Genomic DNA, 25,189 nt, shown 5'->3' with positions numbered 1-25,189 from the left:
CACGATGACCCAGCCCCCCCGCCTGTCTTTCGATGAACCGCATGGCGATGCTCTGGCCGTGCCCGCCGGCAGCGCTGCCACCTTCTGGCAACCGGTGCCGGCCAACGGCCACGCCGAATGCATCCTGTCGGAAAAGAACATCCGCAGCTTCCACCGCTTCTCGATGGGCACGCAAACCTTGCCGCCCGGTGGCCGCGTGCGCCTGCATGCGCATGACACCAGCGAGGAGGTGTTCTATGTCGTCGAAGGCCGGGGCAGCGCCGAGATCGGCGGCGAAACCCACCGCATGACGCCCGGCGCCACGCTGTACATGGGCCACAACGTGCCCCACACCTTCATCAACGACGGCGACACCGATCTGAAGTGGGTCTGGTTCTTCATGCCCGGCGGGCTGGAGGACTTCTTCGCCGCGATCGGCCGCCCGCGCAGCCCCGCAGAGCCCGCGCCCGAACCGTTCGCACGGCCGTCCGATGTGCTGCAGATCGAGGCCAACACCGTGTTCGCTGCGCCGCCGCAAGCCTGATTTTTCACCAACGTTCAACAGGACCAGCAGACCATGAACAAGATCCAGTGGAAAGGCGTCTTCCCCGCCGTCACCACCAAGCTCAAGCCCGACTTCTCGCTCGACGAGGCCGCCATCCGTGCCGGCCTGGAGCGCTTGATCGCCAATGGCGTCGCAGGCGTCGTGCTGATGGGCATGGTGGGCGAGAACGCCTCGCTCTCGCCCGAAGAGAAGCTGGCCGTGCTGCGCATCGGCAAGGAGACCGTGGCCGGCCGCGTGCCGGTGATCTCCGGCCTGGCCGAGACCAGCACCGAGCGCGCCATGGCGTTCGCCAAGAAGGCAGAAGAGATCGGCGTCGATGGCCTGATGGTGTTCCCGGGCCTGACCTACAAGTCGGACGCGCGCGAGACCGTGGCCTTCTACCGCAGCGTGGCGCGGGCAAGCGCGCTGCAGATCCTGCTCTACAACAACCCGCGCGGCTACGGCGTGGACCTCACGCCCGACCTGCTGGTGGAGATGCTGGAAGAACCCACCATCGTGGCGATCAAGGAAGAGAGCTACGACACCACGCGCGTGACCGACCTGCTGGCGCGCTTCGGCCAGCGGCTGAACGTGGTCTGCGGCGTCGACGACCTGATCGTGGAGAGTGCGGCGCTGGGCGCGCAGGCCTGGGTCTCCGGCATGGCCAATGCGCTGCCCAAGGAATCGGTGCGGCTGCTGGACCTGGCCAACGCCGGCGACTTCGTCGGCGCGCGCAAGCTCTACCAGACGCTGATCGCGCTGTTCCACCTGGACACGCACGTCAAGCTGGTGCAGTACATCAAGCTGGCCGAACACGTGATTGCGGGTTACGCCGAGACGGTGAAGCCGCCACGGCTGCCGCTGGTGGGCGAGGAGCGCGAACGCACGCTGGCCATCATCCACAAGACGGTCGCAGACCTGAAGGCCCTGGGCTGAGCCCCGCGCTGCGTCTGTGGCGCGCGGACCAGTCCATTGGACTGAAAAATGACCAAGTTCAATCCATCAAGACGGGCCAGAGCGCGCCTGATCGGGTGCTACTCCAGCCGGATGTTCTTGTCCCTGATCACCTTGCCCCACACCGCCTGGTCGGCGCGCATGGTCTGCGCCAGCTGCGCGGGCGTGCTGCCCACGGGGATCACGCCCAGGGCCTCGATGCGCGGCTTGAGTGCCGGGTCGCGGACCACTTCGGCCACGGCCTCGGAGATGCGCTGCACGACGGGTGCGGGCGTGCCGGCCGGCGCGAACATGCCGAACCAGCCGACCAGGTCCATGGCCTGGTAGCCCTGCTCGCGGAAGGTCGGCACCTCGGCGGCGAGCGGCGCGCGCGCCGTGCCCACCACGGCGATGGATTTGGCCTTGCCGGCCGCCACGTGCGGCGACACGCCGCGCGCGGAGACGAACACCGCGTCCACGTTGCCGCCCAAGAGGTCGGTGATGGCCGGTGCCTCGCCCTTGTAGGGCACGTGCAGCAGCTGGATTCCGGCGGCGTCCTGCAGCAGCTCCATGTACATGTGGGCGCTGGAGCCGGCGCCGAACGAGCCGTAGGAGAGCTTGCCCGGTGCGGCGCGCGCCTTCTCGACGAAGCCGGCCAGCGAATCCACGCCCAACTTCGTGCTGACCGTGAACACGATGGGCAGGCGGCCGGCTTCGGAGACGGGCGCGAAATCCTTGAACGGGTCGTAGCCCACGTTGGCGTAGAGAAGCGGGTTCTGCACGATGGAGGTCAGCGTGAACAGCACCGTGTAGCCGTCGGCCGGCGCGCGCTGCACAGCCGTCAGGCCCAGGCCGCCGTTGGCGCCGGGCCGGTTGTCCACCACCACGTTCTGGCCCAGGCGCTTGCCCACGCCCTCGGCGACGATGCGCGCAAAGCCGTCGGTGGCGCCGCCGGCGGCGTAGGGCACGACCAGGCGGATCGGCTTGTCGGGCCAGGCGGCCTGCGCCAGGACGCCGGTGCAGGCCAGCGTGGCGGCCAGTGCCAGCCAGGTGCGGCGGGTGGGGGGCATGCGGTTTCTCCTCGTTGCCTTCAGATGCCGTGGAAGCTCGCCACCTCGGCCAGCGGCGCGCGCGCAGTCTCCAGCGCATCCACCGCATGGCTGCGGTCCGCGTAGCCGATGGCCATGCCGCAGAACAGCATGCGGCCCTCGGGCAGCTCCAGGAAGTCGCCGATGGTCCTGGGGTACAGCGCCCAGCATTCCTGGGCGCAGCTGTCCAGGCCCTCGGCGCGCAGCAGCAGCATCACGCTTTGCAGCAGCATGCCCAGGTCGGACCACTGCGGCGGGCCCATCAGGCGGTCGACCGTGCAGAACAGCGCCAGCGGTGCGTCGAAGAACTGGAAGTTGCGCGCGAACCAGCGCAGCCGCGCGGGCTTGTCGTCGCGCGGGATGCCCAGGCTGGCGTACATGGCCTCGCCCACGGCGAAGCGACGGTCGCGGTAGGGCGAGGGCAGCGATTCGGGGTAGACGTCGTACTCCTTGCCTTCGCCGCCGGGCGCCTGCAGCACGCGCTCGCGCATGGTGGCCTTGAGCGCATCGAGCCGCTCGCCGCCCACGGCGTGCAGGTGCCAGGGCTGCAGGTTGCCGCCTGATGGGGCGCGCAGGGCGCGTTCCAGCACGCGGCGGATGACCTCCCCCGGCACCGGCGTCGGCAGGAAGGCCCGCACGGAACGGCGGCTGGCGATGGCTTCTTGAACGTTCACTTCTTCTCTCCCTTGGTGGGCACGGGCACGCCCAGTTCGTGCGCCAGTTCGGCGCTGTGTTGGCCGGCATGCGGCGCATGGGCGCGCTCGGCACGGTCGTACGCGGAGAAGCGGACCGGCGGGGCCACTTCCAGGTAGTCGCCTTCGGTCGGGTGGGTGCGCTGGCGGAACAGGCCGCTGGCGATCAGTTGCGGGTCGTTCGGCAGGTCGGCCACCTCGTTCACGCGCATGGCCGGCACGTTGGCCTGGCGCAGCAGCTCCAGCCATTCGTCGGTGCTGCGCTCGGGCATGATGCGCGCGGCCGCCTGGTACATCAGGCTCATGTTCTTGCGGCGCAGATCCTTGTCGGCCAGTTCGGGCCGGTCCAGCGCCTCGGGGTGGCCGGCCGCGGCGAAGAAGCGCAGCCAGCGCTCGTCCATGTAGGGCGCGATCGCGATCCAGCCGTCGCGGGTCGCCATGGGCTGGCGGCTGGGGTCGATCTGGCGCGGGTACAGCGCCGGGCCCGTGGGCGGCACGAAGGTGGCGTCGCACAGGTGTTCCAGCAGGTTGAAGCTGGCGACCGACTCGAACATCGGCACCTCGATGCGCTGGCCTTCGCCGGTGCGCAGCCGGTGGATGACGCCGGCCATCACGGCATAGGCGGCGTGCAGGCCCGAGACCTTGTCGGCCATGGTCATGGGCACGAAGCGCGGCGCCGGGTTGCCGTCGACCTTGGGCGGCAGCGAGGCCACGCCGGCCGCGGCCTGGATGATGTCGTCGTAGGCCTGCAGGCCGGCGTAGGGGCCGCTCTGGTCGAAACCGGTGCAGTGCACGTACAGGATGTCGGGCTTGATCGCCTTCACGTCCTCGTAGGACAGCCCGGCCCGCGCGATGGCCTCGCTGCGCACGTTGTGCACGAAGATGTCGGCTGTCTTCAGCAGTGCGCGCATGGCGGCCTGGCCGTCTGCGCTCTTGAGGTTCCAGTCGACCGAGCGCTTGCCGCGGTTCAGCCGCAGGTGCACCGGGCTCATGCCGGGCGTCTTGGCCGGCGTGCCGATGATGCGGGTGTGGTCGCCATCGGGCGGCTCGACCTTGATCACCTCCGCACCCAGGTCGGCCAGGATCTGGGTGCAGTAGGGACCGAAGATCACGGTCGTCAGGTCGACGACGCGCAGGCCTTCGAGCATGCGGGGGGCAGCGGACATGGGTCTCCTCGAAACAGTGGTGCGGGGATCATCGCCGCAGCGCTGAAGAGTCCCTGTCGCGATCGCATCCTAGGGTCAACCCGCTGGCGCGCTCAATCGTCCGTTCCGACGATGTGCCCCCTTGAGGGGCCTGCCTACGATGCGGCCGATTCCCTGGGCAGCCCGCCCGGAACACCCTCAGCACAGCGGGAGACTTCGAAGATGAACCATGGTGTTTCGCGGCCGCTGCGCCGTTTCCTCCAGGCCGGCGTGGCCTTGGCGATGGGCGTGGCATTGGCCGGCACGGCCCAGGCACAGAAGAAGTACGACACGGGGGCGACGGACACCGAGATCAAGATCGGCCACCTGGTGCCCTACAGCGGCCCGGTCTCGGCCTACGGCACCATCGGCAAGGCCGTCAACGCCTACTTCTCCAAGCTCAACGCCGAGGGTGGCATCAACGGGCGCAAGATCAACTTCCTCTCGCTGGACGACGCCTACACGCCCTCGCGCACGGTGGAGCAGGCGCGCAAGCTGGTCGAGCAGGACGAGGTGCTGCTGCTGTTCGGCACGCTGGGCACGGCCCACAACATGGCGATCCAGCGCTACATGAACGCCAAGAAGGTGCCGCAGCTGTTCGTGGCCACGGGCGCCACGCGCTTCGGCGATCCCAAGGCCTTCCCCTGGACCATGGGCTGGCAGCCGACCTACCAGGCCGAGGGCCAGATCTACGCCCAGCACATCCTGAAGACCAAGCCGGACGCCAAGATCGGCATCCTCATGCAGAACGACGACTTCGGGAAGGACTACCTGAAGGGCTTCCTGGATGGCCTGGGCGACAAGGCGAAGACCATGGTCGTCTCCCAGCAGACCTACGAGGTGACCGACCCGACGGTGGACAGCCAGCTGGTGGCGCTCAAGGGCTCGGGTGCCGACGTGTTCTTCTCGATCACCACGCCCAAGTTCGCGGCCCAGGCCATCCGCAAGGTGGCCGAGATCGGCTGGAAGCCCACGCACTACCTGGCCAGCGTCTCGCAGTCGGTGACCTCGGTGTTCAAGCCGGCGGGCTTCGAGAACGCCAAGGGCGTGATCTCGGCCGCCTACCTGCGCGACCCCACGGACTACAAGGACACCAAGGAAGTGCAGGACTACCTGGCCGTGATGGCCAAGTACTACCCGGGCGGCGACCCGAACGACTCGCTCAACGTGCTGGGCTATTCCTCGGCGCAGACGCTGGAGTTCGTGCTGCGCAAGGCCGGCGACAACCTCACGCGCGAGAACATCATGAAGGTCGCGGCCAACCTGTCGATGACGCTGCCGATGCTGTATCCGGGCATCGAGATCAAGACCAGCGCGGACGATTTCCACCCGATCGAGAAGATGCAGCCGCAGCAGTTTGACGGCACGCGCTACGTGCCGATGGGCCCGGTGCTGGGACGTTGAGGCAGCACGGGGGCGCAATCGTCCGTTCCGACGACGCCGCCAGCGGCGTCCCCGCCTAGCATGCCGGCGCACCGCCAGGCCCGCCGGCCGGCACGGCATTCGAGATGAAAGAGGACACACACGCCATGGCATCCCCCTTGTTCGGCCTCATGCAGGACCGCCCGTTGCTGATCTCGTCGCTGATCGAGCATGCGGCACGCTTCCACCCCAAGGCCGAGATCGTCTCGCGCCTGCCCGAGGGCGGTATGCACCGCACCGACTGGGCCGGCATCCGCAGCGAGGCCTGCAAGGTGGCCAACGCCTTGAAGACGCTTGGCGTCAAGCCGAGCGAGCGCGTCGGCACGCTGGCCTGGAACAGCTACCGCCACCTGGCGCTGTACTTCGGCGTGTCGGGCTCGGGCGCGGTGCTGCACACGGTCAACCCGCGGCTGTTTCCCGAGCAGATCGAGTACATCGTGAACCATGCCGAGGACCAGGTGATGTTCTTCGACACCAGCTTCGCGCCGCTGGTCGAGAAGCTTGCGCCGAAGTTCAAGACCGTCAAGGCCTTCGTCTGCATGTGCTCGCGGGGCGCCATGCCCCAGATCGACGTGCCCAACCTGCACTGCTGGGACGACTTGATCGGCGGCCAGAGCGATGCCTACACCTGGCCCGAGTTCGACGAGCGCACGGCCTCTTCGCTGTGCTACACCTCGGGCACCACGGGCAACCCCAAGGGCGTGCTGTACTCGCACCGCTCGACCATGCTGCACACGCTGATGGAGCTGGCGCCCGACACCTTCGGCGTGAGCTCGCGCGAGACCGTGATGCTGATCGTGCCCATGTTCCACGCCAACGCCTGGGGCACGCCGTACGCGGCGGCCATGGTGGGCTGTCGGCTCGTGCTGCCCGGCCCGCACCTGGATGGGCAGAGCGTCTACACGCTGATGCGCGATGAGCGCGTCACCTTCTCGCAAGGCGTGCCCACGGTCTGGCTCATGCTGTTCCAGTACCTGGACGCGAACCCCGACATCGACCCGAAGAAGCTGGACATCACGCGCGTGGGCATCGGCGGCGCGGCCGTGCCGCGGGCGATGCTGGAGCGCTTCGAGAACCAGTTCGGCGCCGAGGTCGTGCAGGGCTGGGGCATGACCGAGACCAGCCCCATCGGCGTGATCAGCAAGCTGCTGCCCAAGCACGACGGCATGTCGGGCGAAGAGCTGGTGAAGGTCAAGCTCAAGCAGGGCCGCGGCGTCTGGGGCGTGGACCTCAAGATCGTGGACGACGCGGGCCAGGTCCAGCCCTGGGACGGCGAGGCTTTCGGCCACCTGCGCGTGCGCGGCCCCTGGATCGCCAGCGGCTACTTCAAGGGCGAGGGCGGCTCGCCCATCGACGAGGAGGGCTACTTCAGCACCGGCGACGTGGCCACCATCGACCCCGACGGCTTCCTGCAGCTGGTGGACCGCGCCAAGGACGTGATCAAGTCCGGCGGCGAGTGGATCTCGTCCATCGACGTGGAGAACGCCACCATGAGCCACCCCGGCGTGGCCGAGGCAGCGGTGATCGGCCTGCCGCATCCCAAGTGGCAGGAGCGCCCGCTGCTGGTGGTGGTCAAGCGCGTCGGCGCCGAGGTGGACAAGCAGAGCGTGCTGGAGCACCTGGGCCAGCGCATCGTCAAGTGGTGGATGCCGGACGACGTGGTCTTCGTCGACAGCCTGCCGCACACGGCGACGGGCAAGCTGCTCAAGACGCAGCTGAGAATGCAGTTCAAGGACTACCAGTTGCCGGGGTGACGGCCGGCGGGCACGCGGCGCACTGGTTAGCATCGCGGCATGGGCTTGGTGTGGCGGCGGCGCAGCCCGTGGACGGCTCCTGCGATGGTCGCCACGACCTTGCTGCGCACGGCTGGTCTTCCCCTGAACAACTCCAAGGAACAAGCATGGTCCTGCTCGAATTCCAGATGTCCCCCCGCGCCGAGGGCGACAGCGTGAGCGCCTACGTGGCCCAGATCATCGACCTCATCGACAGGAGCGGCGTGCCCTACCAGCTCACGCCCATGGGCACCATCCTCGAAGGCGAGTGGGACGAGACCTTCGCTGTCGTGAAGGCGTGTTTCGACCACCTGCGCGCTGTCGGCTGCACGCGCATCGGCCTGCACCTCAAGGTGGACTGGCGCGAGGGCCCGGCCGGCCGGCTGCAGGCCAAGACGGCCAAGGTGGAACAGCTGCTGGGCCGCAAGCTGCACACCTGAGTCGCTCGCCGCGGCCGCGACTGCCTGTTTTCCGGGCATCGCGTCGCAGCCCACGCCGGGCGTGGGTTTCGGGAGATTCGACGGCGCTTGTCCACAGCCTTGCCCACGGCGTCCAGGGACAAGTCGGCCACCCTGAAAAGCAAAAACCGCCCGAAGGCGGTTTGTCCGGAGGCGCGTGCCGGTGGGGTCAGACTTCGCCGCCCACTTGCTCGCCATGGCGCACGGCGTACACGGCTTCGGCGCGCACGGCTTCGCGCTTCAGGCTGCTCTTGGCGCTGCGCACTTGTGCGTTGCCGGCGGACTACTCGATGTTCTGCACCTGCTCGCGCATCTGCTCGATCAGCACCTTCATGTCGACCGAGATCCGCGTGAGTTCCAGCGCCGCCGACTTGGAGCCCAGCGTGTTGGCTTCTCGGTGCAGTTCCTGGATCAGGAAGTCGAGCCGCTTGCCGAGCTCGCCGCCCTTCTTGAGCAGCCGCTCGATTTCATCCAGGTGCGAGTCCAGCCGCGTGATCTCCTCGGCCACGTCGATACGGATCGCGAAGGCCGTGGCCTCACTCAGTGCACGGTCCTGCGCGGCCTCGGGCAAGGTGGCGCCATCGGCCAGGGCCATGGCTTCCTTCCAGCGGTCCAGGAAGCGCTGGCGCTGTTGCTCCACGAGCTGCGGCACCAGCGGCAGGGCCTGTGCCGCGAGTGCCCGCAACTGTCCCAGGCGCTCGTTCAGCATCACCGCAAGGCGGGCGCCTTCGCGCTGGCGCGCGGCCAGCAATTCCTTGAGCACCTTCTCGGCCAGGGGCAGCACCTGCTCGTCGAGTTCGCCGGCACCATGCTGTTCGGCGGAAGACAGGCGGATGACCTCGGCCACCGACAGCGGCGTGGCGTTCGGCAGCCAGGAGCGCACCTGGTCCTGCACGCCGTTCAAGCGCTGCAGCAGGCGCGGCGAGGGGTCCGGCACGCTGCCGGTGTCGACGCTGTCGATGGACGCGCGCAGCTCGACCTTGCCGCGCTTGAGCTTGGCCGTCAGCAGCTCGCGCAGCGCGGGCTCCTGCTGGCGCAGCTCGTCGGGCAGGCGGAAGGCGAGGTCGAGGAAGCGGCTGTTGACGGCGCGGATCTCGATGCCCAGGCGGCGCGACGGCTGACTCCTGGCGTCGGTTTCCGCGGGGTCACTGGCGCCACTTTGCTGGGCGCTTGCGTAACCGGTCATGCTGTAGACTGGCATGAGAACGTTTCTGGTCGTTGCAAAGGCCAGAGAATAACGGCTTCCACCATCCGCGACGATTGCAGCCCTTTCCATGACCAAGAGCAAGCCGGCGCCGTTGCGGCCCGAGACCGTCATCGGTGGCTACCGCGTCGTGCGCAGGCTCTCTTCCGGTGGCTTCGGCATGGTCTACCTCGCCATCGATGGCGAAGGCAACCACGTTGCGGTCAAGGAGTACCTGCCGTCCTCGCTGGCTTCGCGTGAACCGGGCCAGACGCTGCCCGTGGTGCCGGCCGAGAAGCTCTCGCTGTACCGCCTGGGGCTGAAAAGCTTCTTCGAGGAAGGCCGCTCGCTCGCGCAGATCGCCCACCCCTCGGTGGTCAGCGTGCTGAACTTCTTCCGCGAGAACGAGACCGTCTACATGGTCATGAACTACCTGGAGGGGGCGACCCTTCAGGACTTCATCATCACCTCGCGCGAACTCAAGCGGCCCAAGGTGTTCCGCGAGTCGACCATCCGCTCGCTGTTCGACGAGGTGCTGCGCGGGCTGCGCATCGTGCACCAGCACAAGATGCTGCACCTGGACATCAAGCCGGCCAACATCTTCATCACCGACGACGACAAGGCCGTGCTGATCGACTTCGGCGCCGCGCGCGAGGTGCTGAACAAGGAAGGCAACTTCATCCGGCCGATGTACACGCCCGGCTTCGCCGCGCCCGAGATGTACCGGCGCGACGCCACCATGGGGCCGTGGACCGACATCTACGCCATCGGCGCCTGCATCTACGCCTGCATGCTGGGCTTTCCGCCGGCCGAGGCGCCGCAGCGGCTCGAGAAGGACCGCATCACCGCCTCGCTCGCGCGCCTGCGCGGCGTGTACTCGGACAACCTGATCGAGGTGGTCGAGTGGTGCATGGCGCTGGATCCGCTGTCGCGGCCGCAATCGGTGTTCGCGCTGCAGAAGGAGCTCAGCCGCGAGGGCGAGCGCCGCTACACCAAGCTGTCCATGGGCGAGAAGATCCGCATGCAGTTCGACACGCTGGTGTCGGACGGCAAGAGGAGCGGGGCTGCGCCCGCTGGGTCGGCCGACAAGACCTCGCGATGAGGTTCTCGGTCTTCCAGGTCAGCCGGCGCGGTGGCCGGGCCAAGAACGAGGACCGCATGGGCTACTGCTACACGCGGGAGTCGGGCCTGTTCGTGCTGGCCGACGGCATGGGCGGCCACCCGGAGGGCGAGGCCGCGGCCCAGCTGGCGGTGCAGACGGTGTCGTCGCTGCACCAGCAGCAGGCCACGCCGCAGTTGCCGCAGGCCGGCGACTTCCTCGTGCATGCGCTGCTGGCCTCGCACCGGCGCATCCTGCGCTATGGCGAGGAGCGTGGCCTGGCCGACAAGCCGCGCACCACGCTGGTGGCGGCCGTGGTGCAGGGCGAGAGCGTGACCTGGGCGCATTGCGGCGATTCACGGCTGTACCTGGTGCGCGGCGGTGCGCTGCTGGCGCGCACGCGCGACCATTCCTACCTCGAGCAGATGCCAGCGGACATGGCGCGCGCAGGCCGGGTCAGCCGCAATGTGCTGTACACCTGCCTGGGCTCGCCGGTCGCGCCCGAGTACCAATTGACCGGCCCGGTGGCGCTGCAGCGCGGCGACAAGATCCTGCTGTGCTCCGATGGCCTGTGGGCCAGCCTGAGCGACGAGCGCATCGTCGAGCAACTGAGTGCCATGCCGGTGGCGCAGGCCGTGCCGGAGCTCGTGGAGCAGGCGTTGCGCGCAGCGGGTGACAGCAGCGACAACGTGACCGCGCTGGCGCTGGAGTGGCGCTCGGCGGATGCCTTCGCCTCCACGCGCGGCCAGGCGCCGGATGCATTCGCCGCCACCGTGCAGGGCACGGACCCGAAGGCCGCCGTGCCCGATCTGGACGAGGCCGCCATCGACCGCTCCATCGCCGAGATCAACGAAGCCATCCGCCGCACGGCCGCCCGCCGGATTTGACCTGCGCCGGGCGCAGGCTTCGCGCTTGGCGACAATCGCTCCATGACTGAATTTGCAAGAACCGGCGGCCGCGCTGCCGACCAGTTGCGCCCCGTGCGCATCACCCGCGGTTTCACCATCCATGCCGAGGGCTCGGTGCTGATCGAGTTCGGCCAGACGCGTGTGCTGTGCACCGCCTCGGTCGAGGAGAAGGTGCCGCCGCACCAGAAGGGCAGCGGCGAGGGCTGGGTCACGGCCGAGTACGGCATGCTGCCGCGCGCCACCCATACGCGCAGCAGCCGCGAAGCTGCCAAGGGCAAGCAGACCGGCCGCACGCAGGAGATCCAGCGCCTGATCGGCCGCTCCATGCGCGCCGTGTTCGACCTCAAGCGCCTGGGCGAGCGCACCATCCACCTCGACTGCGACGTGCTGCAGGCCGACGGCGGCACGCGCACCGCCGCCATCACGGGCGCCTTCGTGGCCGCGCAGGATGCGGTGAACAAGCTGCTGGCCCAGGGCAAGCTCGCCGCATCGCCCATCGTGCAGCCGGTGGCGGCGATCTCGGTCGGCATTGTCGAAGGCACGCCGCTGCTCGACCTCGAGTACGTGGAAGACTCGGCCTGCGACACCGACATGAACGTGGTCATGACCGGCGCTGGCCACTTCGTCGAGGTGCAGGGCACGGCCGAGGGCGCGGCCTTCACGCGTGCCGAGATGGACCAGCTGCTGCAGCTGGCCGACAAGGGCATCCAGGAGCTCATCGCGCTGCAGCTGCAGGCGCTGGCAGGCTGAGGTCGGGCATGGACCTGGTCCTGGCTTCCAACAACAAGGGCAAGCTGGCCGAGCTGCAGGCCTTGTTCGCGCCGCTGGACGTGCGCCTCGTGGCCCAGGGCGAACTGGGCGTGCCCGAGGCCGAGGAGCCCTACCGCACCTTCGTCGAGAACGCGCTGACCAAGGCCCGCAACGCCGCGCGCTACACCGGCCTGGCCGCGGTGGCCGACGACGCCGGCCTGTGCGTGGACGCCTTCGGCGGCTTGCCCGGCGTGGACACGGCCTACTACGCCACGCAGTTCGGCTACGCCAAGGGCGACGACAACAACGTGCGTGCGCTGCTTGAGCAGATGCGCGGCGTGCAGAACCGGCGCGCCGCGCTGGTCAGCACGCTGGTGGCCGTGCGCAGCCCCGAAGACCCGGAGCCGCTGATCGCGGTCGGCCGTGCGGTGGGCCGCATCACCGAGGCGCCGGTGGGCGAGGGCGGTTTCGGCTTCGACCCCGTGATGTGGATCGAGGCCTTCGGCAAGACCTTTGCCGAACTGCCGGCCGAAGTGAAGAACGCCCACAGCCACCGCGGCCAGGCCGCGCGCGAGATGCTGCGCCTGATGCGCGAGCGCTGGTTCTGATGTCCGGCCTGCGCCCGCGCGAACTCAGCGCCTACGTGCGGCCCGGCCTGCTGCAGCTGCAGGCCCAGCCGCCGCTCGCGCTGTACCTGCACCTGCCCTGGTGCATCCGCAAGTGCCCGTACTGCGACTTCAATTCGCATGCCGTGCGCGGCGACGAGGCCGTGGTGCGCTGGGCCGGCGCCGATGCGCCGGCCGTGACGCAGGTGGCGGCGCCGGCCGAGCTGCCCGAGCAGCGCTACATCGATGCGCTGGTCGCCGACCTGGAGGCCGCGTTGCCGCTGGTCTGGGGCCGCACCGTGCACAGCATCTTCATCGGCGGCGGCACGCCCAGCCTGTTCTCGCCGCAGGCCATCGACCGCCTGCTCGGCGATGTGCGCGCGCGGCTGCGGCTGGAGGCCGATTGCGAGATCACGCTGGAGGCCAACCCCGGCACCTTCGAGAAGGACCGCTTCCGCGCCTACCGTGCGGCCGGTGTCACGCGCCTGTCGGTGGGTGTGCAGAGCTTCGACGATGGCCTGCTGCGCGCCGTGGGCCGCGTGCACGACCGTCGCCAGGCCATTGCTGCGTTGGAGGAGGCTGCACAGGCCTTCGACACCTTCAACCTGGACCTCATGTATGCGCTGCCCGGCCAGACGCCCGAGATGCTGGCGCAGGACCTGGCGACCGCGCTGGCGCTGGCGCCACCGCACCTGTCGGTCTACCACCTGACCATCGAGCCCAACACCTTCTTCGCCAAGCACCCACCGGTGCTGCCCGAGGACGACATCGCCTACGGCATGCTGGACCAGATCACCGAGGCCACCGGCCGCGCGGGCCTGGAGCGTTACGAGGTATCGGCCTATGCGCGCGCCGGCCACCGCTGCGTGCACAACCTCAACTACTGGCAGTTCGGCGACTACCTCGGCATCGGCGCGGGTGCGCACAGCAAGCTCAGCTTTGCGCACCGCGTGGTGCGCCAGGTGCGGCTGCGCGAGCCCGGCCTGTACATGGAGCAGGCCCTGGCCGGCGCCGCGCTGGCGCAGGACGAGGATGTGCGCCGCGCCGACCTGCCGTTCGAGTTCATGCTCAATGCACTGCGCCTGCGCGAGGGCTTCGCCTTGCAGGACTTCACCGAGCGCACGGGCCTGCCGCTTTCGGCCATCGCGGCCGGCCTGGCCGAGGGCGAACGCCGCGGCCTGCTCGTGCGCGACGCGGCGCGCGTGCGGCCGAGCGAGAAGGGCTTCGACTTCCTGAGCGACCTGCAGGAGATCTTTCTGTCCGGCGCGTAGCGCCTTCCACTTCAACGGAGCACACCATGGATCTGCAGTTGACGGGCCAGCATGTCTTGATCACGGGCGGCAGCAAGGGCATCGGCCTGGCCTGTGCCCAGGCCTTCTTGCGCGAGGGTGCGCGCGTGAGCCTGGTCTCGCGCGATGCCGGCAACCTGGAGCGCGCCGCGATGGCCTTGCGCGCCGACTTCGCCGACGCCGGCACACGCGTGCAGACCCATGCGGCGGACCTGCGCGACGCAGCCGCGGCGCTGGCCATGGTCGACGCCATCGAGCAGCAGGCCGGCGCGGTGCAGGTGCTTGTGAACTCGGCCGGCGCGGCCAAGCGCACGCCGCCGGACGAACTCACGCCCCAGGCCTGGCACGAGGCCATGGATGCCAAGTACTTCAGCTACATCCATGTGCTGGACCCGCTGGTCAAGCGCATGGCTGAGCGCGGCAGCGGCGCCATCGTCAACGTCATCGGCGCGGGCGGCAAGGTGGCCAGCCCCATCCACATGCCGGGCGGCGCGGCCAATGCGGCGCTGATGCTGGCGTCGGCCGGCATGGCCGCCGCCTACGCGGCCAAGGGCGTGCGCGTGAACGCGGTGAATCCCGGGCTCACGCTGACCGAGCGGCTCAAGGAAGGCCTGGCGGCCGACGCGCGGCTGCAGGGCATCGATGCCGAGGAGGCCTTGCGCCGTGCCACCGCGCGGCTGCCGCTGGGTCGCATCGCCGAGCCGGCCGAGATCGCCGATGCCGTGCTGTTCCTGGCTTCGGCACGGGCCAGCTACATCACGGGTGCGATCCTGGCCATGGACGGCGCCATGACGCCGATGATCTGACGCAGGCTAGTGCTGCGCGCGCCGCAGCGCAGAGACCCGGTCCGCAATGACAGCCGTGTCCTGCGGCTCGTCGGCAAAGACCAGGTACTTCTCCAGGTCGAGCACGGCCTCGTCGGTGTTGCCCAGGTCGGCGTGCGTCAGGCCGCGGTCGCGGTACTCGGACCAGGCCTCGGGCAGCAGCACCACGAGCCGGTTCTGCACCGCCAGCAGGCGTTGCGCATCCGACTGGCTGCGGTGGATTTCCTTGAGGTTGCGCAGCATGCGCGCCAGGATGTCGCGCGGCTTGGCCGACTGCAGATACAGGCCCAGCGGCACCTCGAAGTCCTCGCCGTGCTGGGCCTGTTGCTGCTGCTTGTAGGGCGCCAGGCGCTCGACCAGTTCCTCGCGGCTCAGCGACTGGCCGACGAAGGGGTCGATCACCACCTGCCCCTTGGGCAGGTTGACCTTGACCAGGAAGTGCCCCGGGAAGTTGATGCCGCGCACCTGCAAATGCAGGCCCTGGGCCAGCTCCATCCAGAGCACGGCCAGCGAGATCGGGATGCCCATGCGCGTGCGCAGCACGGCGTTGAGGTAGCTGTTGTCGGGGTCGTAGTAGTTGTTGACGTTGCCGCCGAAGCCCAGTTCGCGGTAGAAGAACTGGTTCAGCATGCGCAGCCGGTGCAGCGGCGGCGCATCGGCTGCCAGGCGGCGCTGCAGGCGCGCCTGCAGCTGGTCCATGTCGCCGAGCACCTGCTGCACGTCGAGTTCGGGGTATTCGTCCTGGGCCAGGCTGGCACAGGCCTCGAGCAAAGGGAATTGCTCGTCGCTCTGGACCAGGGCGGTGAAGTACTCGAGCGGTGTCGGGATCGTGTAGCTGGGCGGCATCGGTTCTTTGTAATGGACGGGCCAGGGCGCGTCAAGCAAGGGCCGGATGGCCTCAGATGCCGTGGCGCAGCATGCGCTTGAGCTGGATGCCGCCGGCCCAGGCCGCGCCGAAGTACACGACCGCCGAGGCGGCCAGCGCCAGCGCCATGCCGCCCATGCGCAGCCAGCCATGGCCGACCTGGGTCCACGGATAGGCGCGCGAGGCCCAGATCAGGAAGATGGCCAGCACGGCGCTGGCCGCCACCACCTGCAACAGGAAGCGCCCCCAGCCCGGCGAGGGCCGGTAGCTGCCGCGGCGCAGCAGGCCGATCAGCAGCAATGCCGCATTGAGTGTGGCGCCCAGGCCGACCGACAGCGCCAGCCCGGCATGCTGCAGCATGGGCACCAGGCCGAAGTTCAGCAACTGGGTGAAGACCAGCACCACGAGCGCGATCTTCACGGGCGTGCGCACGTCCTGGCGCGCGTAGAAGCCCGGCGCGAGCACCTTGATCGCCACCAGGCCGAACAGACCGGCACCGTAGCCCATCAGCGCCAGACTGGTCTGGCGCACGTCTTCCTCGCCGAACATGCCGTGGTGGTAGATGGTGGAGACCAGCGGGGTGGCGAAGGTCAGCAGCGCCACGGCGCTGGGCACGGCCATCAGGACCACCAGGCGCAGGCCCCAGTCCAGCATGGCCGAGTAGCGCGCGGTGTCGCCGGCCGCGTGCGCGCCGCTCAGTTGCGGCATCAGCACCACGCCCAGTGCCACGCCCAGCAGCGCGGTCGGGAACTCCATGAGTCGGTCGGCGTAGCCCAGCCAGCTCACGCTGCCCGGCGCCAGGTGCGAGGCGATCTGGGTGTTGATCATGATGGACACATGGGCCACGCCCACGCCCAGCAGGGCCGGGCCCATCAGCTTGGCGATGCGCCGCGTGCCCGGATCGGCCCAGGCTTCGCGCAGGCCCGCGAGGCCCAGGCGCACGCGCGGCAGCAGGCCCATGCGGGCCAGGGGCGGCACCTGCACGCCGAGCTGCAGCAGGCCGCCCAGCATCACGCCGCCGGCCATGGCGTAGATCGGCTCGATGCCGCGTGCGGCCAGCCAGGGCGCGCCCAGCCAGGCCGAGCCCATCATGGCCAGGTTCAGCAGCACCGGCGTGACGGCCGGCACGGCGAAGCGTTTCCAGGTGTTCAGGATGCCCGAGGCCAGCGCCACCAGCGACATGCAGCCGATGTAGGGGAACATCCAGCGCGTCATGACCACGGCAGCGTCGAAGCCGGCGGCATCCTGCTGCAGGCCCGCGGCCAGCACCCAGACCATCCACGGCGCGGCCAGCACGCCGGCCAGGCACACCAACACGAGGATGGCCGTCAGCACGCTGGCCACGTGGTCGATCAGCTGCTTGGTGGCGGCTTCGCCCTCCTGTGCCTTGCTGGCCGCCAGCACGGGCACGAAGGCCTGGCTGAAGGCGCCCTCGCCGAACAGGCGCCGGAACAGATTGGGAATGCGGAAGGCGACGTTGAAGGCATCGGTCATCGCGCTGGCGCCGAACAGCGATGCCATCAGCAGCTCGCGGCCCAGGCCGGTGATGCGCGACGCCAGCGTCAGCAGCGAGACCGTGGAGGCGGATTTGAGGAGACTCACCGCAGGGAGTGTAGCCAGCGGCCCGGGGCGTCCTGGGCGCGCCTGCCGGATTGTGACGGCACTGTTATACTCGCGGGCTTTGCTGGCAACATCCTCAAGCCCTTAAGGAACACATACCATGGCAACCAAGCCCAAAAAGAAGAACCCGCGCCTGGCGTCGGGCCGCAAGCGCGTCCGCCAGGACGTCAAGATCAACGCCGCGAACACCTCGCTGCGTTCCAAGTACCGCACCTTCGTCAAGAACGTCGAGAAGGCTGTTGCCGCCGGCGACAAGGACAAGGCCACCGAACTGTTCGGCAAGATGCAATCCGTGGTCGACACCGTCGCCGACAAGGGCATCTTCCACAAGAACAAGGCCGCGCGCGACAAGAGCCGCCTGGCCGCCAAGGTCAAGGCCCTGGCCACTGCTTCGGCCGCAGCCTAAACCAGCCAACCCGCCCGGGTTGCACGTGCAACCCGCTGTTTGACCGGGTGCGCTGCCAGCAAAGAAAAAGAGAAACCGCCTTCGGGCGGTTTTTTCTTGGGCGCGTGAGAGTGGAAAAGGGGTTCAGCGCTTGGGCGGCTCGGGCACCAGGCAGGCCTCGGCCACCTGCAGTTCGTTGTCCTTGGCGAAGTTCATTGCGAAATCCCAGGCCATCACGTCGTAGTCGCGCAGGTCGCGGTGCACGATCACGCACTTGATGCCGTTGACCGTGGTCGGCACGCACCAGGGCGAGTAGCCCAGGTGGCTGCCTGGCTGTGGCCCGCCCGGACGGAACTGGCTCAGCACGCCGGCCAGCCGCTCGGCCCAGTCGCTGGGACGAAAGGTCCTGCCGTCGCGCGTGATGCCCTGGATGAAGACTTCCTTGGACGGGGGCGGGGTCATCTGGTGGGATCGATGGGGAAAGAGGCGCTGGGACGCTGCATTGTGTGCAGGATCCGCTGCAAGAACGGTGCCGGTTTTATGTTGCGGCGCACCAGAGTTTAGCCGAGCCGCCTGTCGTTGGCCTGTCGCCGGGCGCATAGCTGTGATGCGGATTTGTCAAAAAAGCGAGCAATCGCTGCGCCTAGAATCGCCGTTCAGCGGGCCTAGGCGAGATGCCGAGCAGGCGCCGGTCTTGCTGAATCCCTCGTGTTTCGCCGTTGATTACTGGAGAGATCAGCACCATGACCGCTGCCGCAGAGCCCACATCCCCCCACGTCATGAACACCTACGGCCGCGTGCCGATCGCGCTGTCGCATGGCCAGGGCGTGCGCGTGTGGGACACCAACGGCAAGCAGTACCTCGATGCGCTGGGCGGCATCGCGGTCAACACGCTGGGCCACAACCATCCCAAGCTGGTGCCTGCGCTGCAGGACCAGATCACCAAGATCATCCACAGCTCCAACTACTACCACGTGCCCGGCCAGGAGAAGCTGGCGGCCAAGCTGACCGAACTGGCCGGCATGACCAACGCCTTCTTCTGCTGCACGGGCCTGGAGGCCAACGAGGCCGCCATCAAGCTGGCGCGCAAGTTCGGCCACGACAAGGGCATTGACAAGCCCGAGATCGTCGTCTACGAGAAGGCCTTCCACGGCCGCAGCATCGCCACGCTGTCCGCCACCGGCAACACCAAGGTGCAGCAGGGCTTCGGCCCGCTGGTCGAGGGCTTCATCCGCGTGCCGCTCAACGACATCGCCGCGCTGAAGGCCAAGACCGAAGGCAACCCCAACGTGGTGGCCGTGTTCTTCGAGACCATCCAGGGCGAGGGCGGTGTGAACCCCATGCGCGCCGAGTACCTGCAGCAGGTGCGCAAGCTCTGCGACGAGCGTGACTGGCTGCTCATGATCGACGAGGTGCAGTGCGGCATGGGCCGCACCGGCAAGTGGTTCGCGCACCAATGGGCCGGCATCGTGCCCGACGTGATGCCGCTGGCCAAGGGCCTGGGCTCGGGCGTGCCGATCGGCGCCGTCGTCGCCGGCCCCAAGGCCGCCCACATCTTCGGCCCCGGCAACCATGGCACCACCTTCGGCGGCAACCCGCTGGCCATGCGCGCGGGGATCGAGACCATCCGCATCATGGAAGAAGAGGGGCTGCTGGAGAACGCGGCCAAGGTCGGTGCGCACCTGAAGCAGTCGCTGCTCAACGCCTTCGAGGGCCTGGAAGGCTTCAAGGAAATCCGCGGCCAGGGCCTCATGCTCGGCGTGGAACTCACGCGCCCCTGCGGCGTGCTGACGGCCCGCGCGGCCGAGCGCGGCCTCCTGCTCAGCGTGACCGCCGATTCCGTGATCCGCATGGTGCCCTCGCTGATCCTGTCGCAGGCCGAGGCCGACGAGATCGTCGCCATCCTCGTGCCGCTGGTGAAGGAATTCCTGGCCGAACCGGTGGCAGCGCCATGAACCTGAAGCACTACCTGCAGTTCAGCGACTTCTCGGCCGACGAGTACGCCTACCTGTTCGCGCGCGCCGCGCTGATCAAGCGCAAGTTCAAGGCCTACGAGAAGCACCACCCGCTGGTGGACCGCACGCTGGCCATGATCTTCGAGAAGGCCAGCACGCGCACGCGCGTGAGCTTCGAGGCCGGCATGTACCAGCTGGGCGGCTCGGTGGTGAACCTCACCACCGGCGACAGCCAGTTGGGCCGCGCAGAGCCGATCGAAGACAGCGCCAAGGTCATCAGCCGCATGGTCGACCTGGTGATGATCCGCACCTTCGGGCAGGACAAGATCGTTGCCTTCGCCGCCAACTCGCGTGTGCCCGTCATCAACGGCCTGACCAACGAGTTCCACCCCTGCCAGATCCTGGCCGACATCTTCACCTTCCTGGAGCACCGCGGTTCGATCAAGGGAAAAACGGTGGCCTGGGTCGGCGACGGCAACAACATGGCCAACACCTGGCTGCAGGCCGCCGAGATCCTGGACTTCAAGGTCCATGTGAGCACGCCCAGCGGTTATGAGATCGACCAATCGGTCGCCGGCCTGCGCTCGGCCGACAGCTACCAGGTCTTCAAGGACCCGATGGACGCCTGCCGCGGTGCCGACCTCGTGACCACCGACGTCTGGACCAGCATGGGCTACGAGGCCGAGAACGAGGCCCGCCGCGAGGCGTTCGCCGACTGGTGCGTGGACGAGGAGATGATGAAGGTCGCCAGGCCCGACGCGCTGTTCATGCACTGCCTGCCGGCCCACCGCGGCGAGGAAGTGGAGGCCGAGGTCATCGACGGCCCGCAATCCGTGGTCTGGGACGAGGCCGAGAACCGCATGCATGTGCAGAAGGCACTGATGGAGTACCTGCTGCTGGGGCGCATCGCCTGAACCGCCGCGCGCCATGGAACTCATGGAGCGCTACCTGCCGCGCTTCCAGTTCGCCGAGGAGCACGGCCGCCACGTGCCCGCCGCGCCGGCGCGCGTGCTCGACGCGGCGGCGCGGCCCGATGTGGTGGACGACCCGGTGGCGCGCGGCCTGATCGCACTGCGCGAACTGCCGGGTCGCCTGGCGGGCCGGTTCGGCTTCACGTCGTCGTTGCAGCACCGTCCACCTTTCGGGTTGGCGGATTTCACCGCGCTCGGCCGCGACGGCGACCGCGAACTGGCGTTCGGCCTGGTCGGGCGCTTCTGGCGGGCCGACTATGGGCTCGAGCCCGTCGCGGACGCCGCTGCCTTCGCGGCCCTGGACCCGGCCGGCATGGCCAAGCTGGTGCTGCACTTCACCGCCGAACCCGCGGCCGGCGGCACGCGCCTGACCACGCGCACCCGCATCTGGTGCGGCGGCGACGAGGCGCGGCGCCGCTTCACGGCGTACTGGTGGCTGATCCGTCCCGCCAGCGGCCTGATCCGTCGGCGCCTGCTGCGGCGCGTGCACGACGCCGCGTTGTCCCGCACGCCCTGAGCCGCGGCGCACCACCGGCGCTGCAGCTCGCGCCGCCTGCCTGCAGCCCGCACCGCGGCGGCGGCGTTCCGTCGCAAACCGGTCGCCGTGCGACCGTGCCGTTCCTACAGTGAAGACATCGAAGGCGCTGCTGCCTTCGTGTCCCCACTGACCGGAGCCCCACGATGTTCGCAACCTCTTCCTGCATCCCCCGCGCTGTGCGGGCCACGACGGTAGCCGCCATGCTGGCACTGGCCGGTGGCATGGCCGGCGCTGCCGACCTGACCGTCGAAGTGCTCGGCGCCCGCTCGGCCCAAGGCAGCGTTGCCGGCGCGCTGTTCGCCGGCAGCACGGGCTGGCCCAAGCCGGGCCAGGCCGTGCAAGGCCAGTTCGTGCCGGCGTCGGACAAGGTCGTCCTCCTGTTCCGTGGATTGGCCCCCGGCCGCTACGCCGTCTCCACCTACCACGACGAGAACGGCAACGCCAGGCTGGACGCGAACGTGGTCGGGCTGCCGACCGAACCCTACGGCTTCAGCCGTGACGCACAGGGGCGCATGGGGCCGCCGGCCTTCGACGATGCGGCGCTGGACCTGCAGTCCGACACCACCATCCGGATCCAGCTGCGCTGAGGGGGCTGCCATGGACCGCCGCTCCTTCACCCGTGCGCTGCTGGGCACCGCCGGCCTGGGCCTGGCGCAGGCCCGCGCGCAGACTGAATCCGACACCTGGCAGGCCGAATTCGCCGCCCGCCGCGACGCGCAGCCCTGGCAGATGGGCTTCGAGGGCGTGCAGGCCGACGCAGCGCCCATGCTGCTGGAGATGCGTGGCCGCATTCCGCCTGCGCTGTACGGCGCGTTCTACCGCAACGGCGCGGCCCGCCACGCGCTCGGCGGCGAGCGCTACCACCATTGGTTCGATGGCGACGGCATGCTGCAGCAGTACCGGCTGGGGCCGGATGGCGTGGTGCACCGGGGCCGCTTCGTGCGCACCGAGAAGTTCCAGGCCGACAGCGCGGCCGGTCGGCCCGTGCGTGCCGCGTTCGGCACCAACCCGCCGCATGCCGAACCCGTCCGCTCGGCCGACGCCATCAACGTCGCCAACACCAGCGTGGTGGCGCACGGTGGCGAACTGCTGGCCTTGTGGGAGGGCGGCTCGGCCACGCGCGTGGACGCGCAAACCCTGCAGACGCGTGGCCTGAAGACCTGGACGCCCGAGTACACCGGCATGCCGTTCTCGGCACACCCGCGCATCGGTCGCGATGGCAGCCTGTGGAACTTCGGTGTCAGCAGCGGCGCCGGCCTGCTGTCGATCTACCACGTGTCGAAGGACGGGCGCGAGGTTCGCACGGCCAGCCTGCCCGTGCCCGACATCACCATGGTCCATGACTTCGCGGTGACCGAGCGGTACCTGGTGTTCCTGCTGCCGCCGCTGGTGTTCGATCCGGAGCGCATGCGCGCGGGCCAGACCTTCCTGGCCAGCCATGTCTGGCGGCCCGGGCTGGGCATGCGCGTGCTGGTGTTGCCCAAGGACGCGCTCGACGCGCCGCGCTGGTTCCAGCTGCCGACCGGCTTCGTCTTCCACATCGGCAACGCCTGGGAAGACCTGCGTCGCGGCGTGATCCAGCTCGACTACATCCGCGCGCCCGACGCCTGGTGGGCCACCCAGGGCCTGCAGGACCTGATGCGCGGCGAGTACCGCAGTGCCGACCGCACGGCGATGGCATTGGTCACGCTGGACCTGCGGTCGGGCCAGGCGCGGCAGGAGTTGCTGCCGCACGTGGCCGAGTTTCCGCGCATCGACCCGCGCTTCGTCGGCCAGCGCACGCGCCAGGTGCTGGTGGCCGAACGCGTGGCGGCCGGCCCGCGGCCGGGCTACGACGCCGTCACCCGCGTGGACCTGCAGACCGGGCACGCGGACCGTTACCGCTATGGCACCGAGGTGATGGTCGAGGAGCATGTGTTCGTGCCGCGCGCCAGCGCGCCCGAGGGGCACGGCTGGGTGCTGGGCACCGCGCTGGACCTGCGGCAACGGGCCATGCTGCTGTCGGTGTTCGACGCGCAGCACCTGGCGGACGGGCCGGTGGCGCAGGGTGTGCTGCCGCGCGTGATGCCGCTGGGGCTGCACGCGATCTTCGTCGCGGCTTGATGCCGACCCCGGCACGGTTCCGGGCCCTTGCGCACGGCTAGAACAGCCACGCCCCCAGCTGGTAGTAGTCGAAGCCGCTGCTGCGCCCGCCCAGGCAGCCGGCCAGGAAATCCTCGGTCCGGCGGTACATCGCCAGGTTGTTGTTCCACTTCTGGTTGCCGTGGCCCTCGCCCTGGAACATGAGGTACTCGACCGGTTTGCCGGCCGCGCGCAGCGCGGCCACCATGCGGTCGGACTGGTCCAGCTTGACACGTGCGTCGTTCACGCCGTGCATGACCAGGATCGGCGCCCTGGCCTGCTGCGCACGGTACAACGGTGACTTCTCGCGCATGCGCGCGAGGTCTTCGGCCTTGGCGGGGTCGCCCACGAAGCGTTGCCACCAGGGCCGGCCCAGCTCCCAGTAGGGCGGGGCGTCCTCCAGCAGGCTGGCCAGGTCGCTCATGCCCACCACGTCGACGGCGCAGGCGAACACCTCGGGCGTGAAGGTCGCTCCCACCAGCGCGGCATAGCCGCCGTAGCTGGCGCCGTAGATCGCCACGCGCGCCGGGTCGGCGACGCCTGAAGCCACGGCCCAGCGCACGCCGTCGACCAGGTCGTCGTGCATGCGGCCGGCGAACTCACCGATGGCCTTTTCCATGAAGGCCCGGCCATAGCCGCTGGAGCCGCGGTAGTTGAGTTGCAGCACCGCGTAGCCGCGGTTGGCCAGGAACTGCTGCAGCGCGCGGTTCGTTGCGCCGCTGCCCCAGCGGTCGCGTGCCCAGGGGCCGCCGTGCACCAGCAGCACCATGGGCAGGCCACGCGCCTGCACGCCGGGCGGCAGCGTCAGGTAGCCGTGCAGCGCCAGGCCGTCTCGGCTGGTGACGGTGATCGGCCGGGTGCTGGCCAGCTCCGCGGCGACCATGCTGAGGCTGTTTTCGCCGAGCAGCTGGGCAGGCCGGTCGCCTTGCAGCAGATGGCTGCGGCTGCCGCGGTCCGTGGTCACGACCGCCACCAGCACCGTCTCGCTGTCGTCCATGCTGGCGATCTGCACGTCGGCCGGCCCGTCGCTGGCCAGGGCGTCCAGCCGGCGGGCCAGGCCTGCGTCGAGCACGCGACGCGCCGGGTAGCCGGGCATGGAATGGATGACGAGGGGCTGCTGTGTCCTGCGGCTCAGCACCACGCTGTCCAGGTCGACCGCGGGGTCGGCATGCACCAGCTCCTCGGCCCCGCTGTCCAGGTCGAAGCGCACCAGGGCCAGCTTGTCGCGGCCGCGGTTGGACAGCGCCCAGGCCCGGCGGCCGTCCTCCTGCAGGCCGAACAGCACCACCCTGTCCCAGCGGCTCCACTGGGCCAGGTCGCGCCACGTGCCGTCGGCCTGCGGCCGTTGCAGCTGGCTGTCCGCCCCGTCCAGGGCGACGCGGGCGAGCAGGCGGCCCTGGCGGTCCACGCCCCACCAGGCCACGTTGCCCGGATTGGTCTGCAGCAGCTGGCGTGCGCCGCTGCGCGCGTCAATGCGGTACAGGTCGAAGACCCTCTTGTCGCGCAGGTTGGAACTGACCACGAAATCCGCCGTGCCGTCCACCGGCATCACGATGTGCGAGCTGGTGCGCGCGAACGGCGTGAGGTCCACGGCCTCGGTGGAGGGGCCCTCGGCCGGCACGGCGTGCAGGTGCATGTCCTCGTCGCCGCCGCGGTCGGCCACGATGGCCAGCATGCTGCTGTCGGCGCTCCAGCGCAGCGCGCGGCCACGCAGGTGCACGGCCTTGGCGTCGTCCACGTCCAGCGACTTGATCCACACCGCCGGCACCACGCCGTCGACGCCGAACCAGGCGATCCTGCGGCCGTCGGGCGAGACCCGGTAGCCGCCGCTGGCCTGCCGGTTGGCCACGAAGTCGCGCACCGGCACCAGGGCCGGCAGGGCCGCATCGCGCAGCGCCGGGTGCGTGGGGGCTGCCGTGCAGCCGGCCAGCGCCCCGGCCAGGGCCAGGGCCATCCATGTGCTCCGCATGCTGTTCTCCTTCTTGTCGGGTGGCCGATGCTAGG

25 protein-coding genes are annotated in these 25,189 nt (G+C 69.3%); 17 read left to right on the top strand and 8 right to left on the bottom strand.

Translation table 11 applies throughout. The annotated features are described in order from the left end of the window. Window positions 1-4: 4 nt before the first annotated feature. On the top strand, window positions 5-523 hold the full coding sequence (locus tag ACSQ4M_RS33165) for a cupin domain-containing protein (protein ID WP_436193600.1): 519 nt from the start codon (window positions 5-7) through the stop codon (window positions 521-523). A 33-nt stretch (window positions 524-556) separates the two neighbouring features. Next, a complete protein-coding gene (locus tag ACSQ4M_RS33160; protein WP_436193599.1) occupies window positions 557-1,459 on the top strand; it encodes a dihydrodipicolinate synthase family protein in 903 nt (300 codons plus the stop codon). A 98-nt stretch (window positions 1,460-1,557) separates the two neighbouring features. Here ACSQ4M_RS33160 and ACSQ4M_RS33155 read toward each other — a convergent pair whose 3' ends face one another. Genes ACSQ4M_RS33155 through ACSQ4M_RS33145 form a run of 3 tightly spaced genes read right to left on the bottom strand, consistent with a single transcriptional unit; the run spans window position 1,558 to window position 4,402 of the window. Next, window positions 1,558-2,526 carry a Bug family tripartite tricarboxylate transporter substrate binding protein gene (locus ACSQ4M_RS33155; protein WP_436193598.1) on the bottom strand — a complete coding sequence of 323 codons (969 nt, stop codon included), beginning with the start codon at window positions 2,524-2,526 and terminating at the stop codon, window positions 1,558-1,560. Window positions 2,527-2,546: 20 nt separating this feature from the next. Next, window positions 2,547-3,218 (bottom strand): nitroreductase, encoded by a 672-nt coding sequence (locus ACSQ4M_RS33150; RefSeq protein WP_436193597.1) that lies wholly within the window; start codon window positions 3,216-3,218, stop codon window positions 2,547-2,549. Beyond that, window positions 3,215-4,402 (bottom strand): CaiB/BaiF CoA transferase family protein, encoded by a 1,188-nt coding sequence (locus ACSQ4M_RS33145; RefSeq protein WP_436193596.1) that lies wholly within the window; start codon window positions 4,400-4,402, stop codon window positions 3,215-3,217. The genes ACSQ4M_RS33150 and ACSQ4M_RS33145 overlap by 4 nt, the downstream gene beginning before the upstream one ends. A 201-nt stretch (window positions 4,403-4,603) precedes the next feature. Here ACSQ4M_RS33145 and ACSQ4M_RS33140 point away from each other — a divergent pair, with 201 nt between their 5' ends. From ACSQ4M_RS33140 to ACSQ4M_RS33130, 3 genes are all read left to right on the top strand, one after another. Next, the gene (locus tag ACSQ4M_RS33140) at window positions 4,604-5,824 is read left to right on the top strand and encodes an ABC transporter substrate-binding protein (protein ID WP_436193595.1); all 1,221 of its coding nucleotides are present in this window, start codon (window positions 4,604-4,606) and stop codon (window positions 5,822-5,824) included. 125 nt (window positions 5,825-5,949) lie between these two features. Then, complete coding sequence (locus tag ACSQ4M_RS33135) at window positions 5,950-7,596, top strand: long-chain-fatty-acid--CoA ligase (protein WP_436193594.1); 1,647 nt, start codon at window positions 5,950-5,952, stop codon at window positions 7,594-7,596. Window positions 7,597-7,742: 146 nt separating this feature from the next. Beyond that, window positions 7,743-8,054 carry an MTH1187 family thiamine-binding protein gene (locus ACSQ4M_RS33130; protein ID WP_056669270.1) on the top strand — a complete coding sequence of 104 codons (312 nt, stop codon included), beginning with the start codon at window positions 7,743-7,745 and terminating at the stop codon, window positions 8,052-8,054. A 301-nt stretch (window positions 8,055-8,355) separates the two neighbouring features. Here the strand turns inward: ACSQ4M_RS33130 and ACSQ4M_RS33125 are convergent, their stop codons facing one another. After that, entirely contained in the window at window positions 8,356-9,273 is a 918-nt protein-coding gene (locus tag ACSQ4M_RS33125; RefSeq protein WP_436193593.1) for a YicC/YloC family endoribonuclease, read from the bottom strand. A 73-nt stretch (window positions 9,274-9,346) separates the two neighbouring features. Here ACSQ4M_RS33125 and ACSQ4M_RS33120 point away from each other — a divergent pair, with 73 nt between their 5' ends. The 6 genes from ACSQ4M_RS33120 to ACSQ4M_RS33095 are packed head-to-tail and all read left to right on the top strand — an operon-like array spanning window position 9,347 to window position 14,712. Further along, window positions 9,347-10,357 carry a serine/threonine protein kinase gene (locus ACSQ4M_RS33120; RefSeq protein ID WP_436193592.1) on the top strand — a complete coding sequence of 337 codons (1,011 nt, stop codon included), beginning with the start codon at window positions 9,347-9,349 and terminating at the stop codon, window positions 10,355-10,357. Continuing rightward, window positions 10,354-11,241: a PP2C family protein-serine/threonine phosphatase gene (locus tag ACSQ4M_RS33115; protein WP_436193591.1), complete on the top strand. Its 888-nt coding sequence runs from the start codon at window positions 10,354-10,356 to the stop codon at window positions 11,239-11,241. The genes ACSQ4M_RS33120 and ACSQ4M_RS33115 overlap by 4 nt, the downstream gene beginning before the upstream one ends. 42 nt (window positions 11,242-11,283) lie before the next feature. After that, a complete protein-coding gene (rph, locus tag ACSQ4M_RS33110; RefSeq protein WP_436193590.1) occupies window positions 11,284-12,012 on the top strand; it encodes a ribonuclease PH in 729 nt (242 codons plus the stop codon). An 8-nt stretch (window positions 12,013-12,020) separates the two neighbouring features. After that, entirely contained in the window at window positions 12,021-12,620 is a 600-nt protein-coding gene (rdgB, locus tag ACSQ4M_RS33105; protein ID WP_436193589.1) for an RdgB/HAM1 family non-canonical purine NTP pyrophosphatase, read from the top strand. Beyond that, window positions 12,620-13,888 (top strand): radical SAM family heme chaperone HemW, encoded by a 1,269-nt coding sequence (hemW, locus tag ACSQ4M_RS33100; RefSeq protein WP_436193588.1) that lies wholly within the window; start codon window positions 12,620-12,622, stop codon window positions 13,886-13,888. Before rdgB ends, hemW begins: the two co-directional genes overlap by 1 nt. Before the next feature lie 26 nt (window positions 13,889-13,914). Further along, window positions 13,915-14,712, top strand: a complete 798-nt coding sequence (locus ACSQ4M_RS33095; RefSeq protein WP_436193587.1) for an SDR family oxidoreductase — start codon at window positions 13,915-13,917, stop codon at window positions 14,710-14,712. A 6-nt stretch (window positions 14,713-14,718) separates the two neighbouring features. Here the strand turns inward: ACSQ4M_RS33095 and ACSQ4M_RS33090 are convergent, their stop codons facing one another. Both ACSQ4M_RS33090 and murJ read right to left on the bottom strand, forming a co-directional pair. After that, window positions 14,719-15,576 (bottom strand): SirB1 family protein, encoded by an 858-nt coding sequence (locus ACSQ4M_RS33090; protein ID WP_436193586.1) that lies wholly within the window; start codon window positions 15,574-15,576, stop codon window positions 14,719-14,721. A gap of 52 nt (window positions 15,577-15,628) precedes the next feature. Next, window positions 15,629-17,197 carry a murein biosynthesis integral membrane protein MurJ gene (gene murJ, locus ACSQ4M_RS33085; RefSeq protein ID WP_436193585.1) on the bottom strand — a complete coding sequence of 523 codons (1,569 nt, stop codon included), beginning with the start codon at window positions 17,195-17,197 and terminating at the stop codon, window positions 15,629-15,631. A gap of 118 nt (window positions 17,198-17,315) precedes the next feature. Between murJ and rpsT the strand changes: the two genes are divergently transcribed. Then, window positions 17,316-17,621, top strand: a complete 306-nt coding sequence (gene rpsT, locus ACSQ4M_RS33080) for a 30S ribosomal protein S20 (protein WP_436193584.1) — start codon at window positions 17,316-17,318, stop codon at window positions 17,619-17,621. 123 nt (window positions 17,622-17,744) lie between these two features. On the opposite strand, the gene ACSQ4M_RS33075 is transcribed toward rpsT, so the two are convergent. Beyond that, entirely contained in the window at window positions 17,745-18,062 is a 318-nt protein-coding gene (locus ACSQ4M_RS33075) for a DUF3579 domain-containing protein (RefSeq protein ID WP_436193583.1), read from the bottom strand. A 281-nt stretch (window positions 18,063-18,343) separates the two neighbouring features. On the opposite strand from ACSQ4M_RS33075, the gene ACSQ4M_RS33070 reads away from it, so the two are divergent. The 5 genes from ACSQ4M_RS33070 (at window position 18,344) to ACSQ4M_RS33050 (ending at window position 23,167) form a co-directional block, all read left to right on the top strand. After that, a complete protein-coding gene (locus ACSQ4M_RS33070) occupies window positions 18,344-19,555 on the top strand; it encodes an aspartate aminotransferase family protein (protein WP_436193582.1) in 1,212 nt (403 codons plus the stop codon). Then, on the top strand, window positions 19,552-20,469 hold the full coding sequence (gene argF / locus ACSQ4M_RS33065) for an ornithine carbamoyltransferase (RefSeq protein WP_436193581.1): 918 nt from the start codon (window positions 19,552-19,554) through the stop codon (window positions 20,467-20,469). Before ACSQ4M_RS33070 ends, argF begins: the two co-directional genes overlap by 4 nt. A 13-nt stretch (window positions 20,470-20,482) precedes the next feature. Next, window positions 20,483-21,043, top strand: a complete 561-nt coding sequence (locus tag ACSQ4M_RS33060; protein ID WP_436193580.1) for a hypothetical protein — start codon at window positions 20,483-20,485, stop codon at window positions 21,041-21,043. Window positions 21,044-21,207: 164 nt separating this feature from the next. Continuing rightward, window positions 21,208-21,651 carry a DUF2141 domain-containing protein gene (locus ACSQ4M_RS33055; RefSeq protein ID WP_436193579.1) on the top strand — a complete coding sequence of 148 codons (444 nt, stop codon included), beginning with the start codon at window positions 21,208-21,210 and terminating at the stop codon, window positions 21,649-21,651. Between the two features lie 10 nt (window positions 21,652-21,661). Next, window positions 21,662-23,167, top strand: coding sequence for a carotenoid oxygenase family protein (locus ACSQ4M_RS33050; protein WP_436193578.1), 1,506 nt, complete (start codon window positions 21,662-21,664; stop codon window positions 23,165-23,167). Window positions 23,168-23,204: 37 nt separating this feature from the next. On the opposite strand, the gene ACSQ4M_RS33045 is transcribed toward ACSQ4M_RS33050, so the two are convergent. Beyond that, entirely contained in the window at window positions 23,205-25,154 is a 1,950-nt protein-coding gene (locus tag ACSQ4M_RS33045; protein ID WP_436193577.1) for a prolyl oligopeptidase family serine peptidase, read from the bottom strand. Between the last annotated feature and the right edge of the window lie 35 nt (window positions 25,155-25,189).

The sequence above is a fragment of the Pseudorhodoferax sp. LjRoot39 genome (assembly GCF_964253035.1).
Taxonomy (GTDB): Bacteria; Pseudomonadota; Gammaproteobacteria; order Burkholderiales; family Burkholderiaceae_C; genus Pseudorhodoferax.
This window is presented reverse-complemented; position numbering and strand designations above follow the sequence as displayed.

Excerpts from the sequence above, each read along its gene's own strand:
- ACSQ4M_RS33165 (WP_436193600.1), top strand. The coding sequence starts at position 5 with ATGACCCAGCCCCCCCGCCTGTCTTTCGATGAACCGCATGGCGATGCT.
- ACSQ4M_RS33160 (WP_436193599.1), top strand. The coding sequence starts at position 557 with ATGAACAAGATCCAGTGGAAAGGCGTCTTCCCCGCCGTCACCACCAAG.
- ACSQ4M_RS33155 (WP_436193598.1), bottom strand. The coding sequence starts at position 2,526 with ATGCCCCCCACCCGCCGCACCTGGCTGGCACTGGCCGCCACGCTGGCC.
- ACSQ4M_RS33145 (WP_436193596.1), bottom strand. The coding sequence starts at position 4,402 with ATGTCCGCTGCCCCCCGCATGCTCGAAGGCCTGCGCGTCGTCGACCTG.
- ACSQ4M_RS33140 (WP_436193595.1), top strand. The coding sequence starts at position 4,604 with ATGAACCATGGTGTTTCGCGGCCGCTGCGCCGTTTCCTCCAGGCCGGC.
- ACSQ4M_RS33135 (WP_436193594.1), top strand. The coding sequence starts at position 5,950 with ATGGCATCCCCCTTGTTCGGCCTCATGCAGGACCGCCCGTTGCTGATC.
- ACSQ4M_RS33130 (WP_056669270.1), top strand. The coding sequence starts at position 7,743 with ATGGTCCTGCTCGAATTCCAGATGTCCCCCCGCGCCGAGGGCGACAGC.
- ACSQ4M_RS33125 (WP_436193593.1), bottom strand. The coding sequence starts at position 9,273 with ATGCCAGTCTACAGCATGACCGGTTACGCAAGCGCCCAGCAAAGTGGC.
- ACSQ4M_RS33120 (WP_436193592.1), top strand. The coding sequence starts at position 9,347 with ATGACCAAGAGCAAGCCGGCGCCGTTGCGGCCCGAGACCGTCATCGGT.
- ACSQ4M_RS33115 (WP_436193591.1), top strand. The coding sequence starts at position 10,354 with ATGAGGTTCTCGGTCTTCCAGGTCAGCCGGCGCGGTGGCCGGGCCAAG.
- rph (WP_436193590.1), top strand. The coding sequence starts at position 11,284 with ATGACTGAATTTGCAAGAACCGGCGGCCGCGCTGCCGACCAGTTGCGC.
- rdgB (WP_436193589.1), top strand. The coding sequence starts at position 12,021 with ATGGACCTGGTCCTGGCTTCCAACAACAAGGGCAAGCTGGCCGAGCTG.
- hemW (WP_436193588.1), top strand. The coding sequence starts at position 12,620 with ATGTCCGGCCTGCGCCCGCGCGAACTCAGCGCCTACGTGCGGCCCGGC.
- ACSQ4M_RS33095 (WP_436193587.1), top strand. The coding sequence starts at position 13,915 with ATGGATCTGCAGTTGACGGGCCAGCATGTCTTGATCACGGGCGGCAGC.
- ACSQ4M_RS33090 (WP_436193586.1), bottom strand. The coding sequence starts at position 15,576 with ATGCCGCCCAGCTACACGATCCCGACACCGCTCGAGTACTTCACCGCC.
- rpsT (WP_436193584.1), top strand. The coding sequence starts at position 17,316 with ATGGCAACCAAGCCCAAAAAGAAGAACCCGCGCCTGGCGTCGGGCCGC.
- ACSQ4M_RS33075 (WP_436193583.1), bottom strand. The coding sequence starts at position 18,062 with ATGACCCCGCCCCCGTCCAAGGAAGTCTTCATCCAGGGCATCACGCGC.
- ACSQ4M_RS33070 (WP_436193582.1), top strand. The coding sequence starts at position 18,344 with ATGACCGCTGCCGCAGAGCCCACATCCCCCCACGTCATGAACACCTAC.
- argF (WP_436193581.1), top strand. The coding sequence starts at position 19,552 with ATGAACCTGAAGCACTACCTGCAGTTCAGCGACTTCTCGGCCGACGAG.
- ACSQ4M_RS33060 (WP_436193580.1), top strand. The coding sequence starts at position 20,483 with ATGGAACTCATGGAGCGCTACCTGCCGCGCTTCCAGTTCGCCGAGGAG.
- ACSQ4M_RS33055 (WP_436193579.1), top strand. The coding sequence starts at position 21,208 with ATGTTCGCAACCTCTTCCTGCATCCCCCGCGCTGTGCGGGCCACGACG.
- ACSQ4M_RS33050 (WP_436193578.1), top strand. The coding sequence starts at position 21,662 with ATGGACCGCCGCTCCTTCACCCGTGCGCTGCTGGGCACCGCCGGCCTG.
- ACSQ4M_RS33045 (WP_436193577.1), bottom strand. The coding sequence starts at position 25,154 with ATGCGGAGCACATGGATGGCCCTGGCCCTGGCCGGGGCGCTGGCCGGC.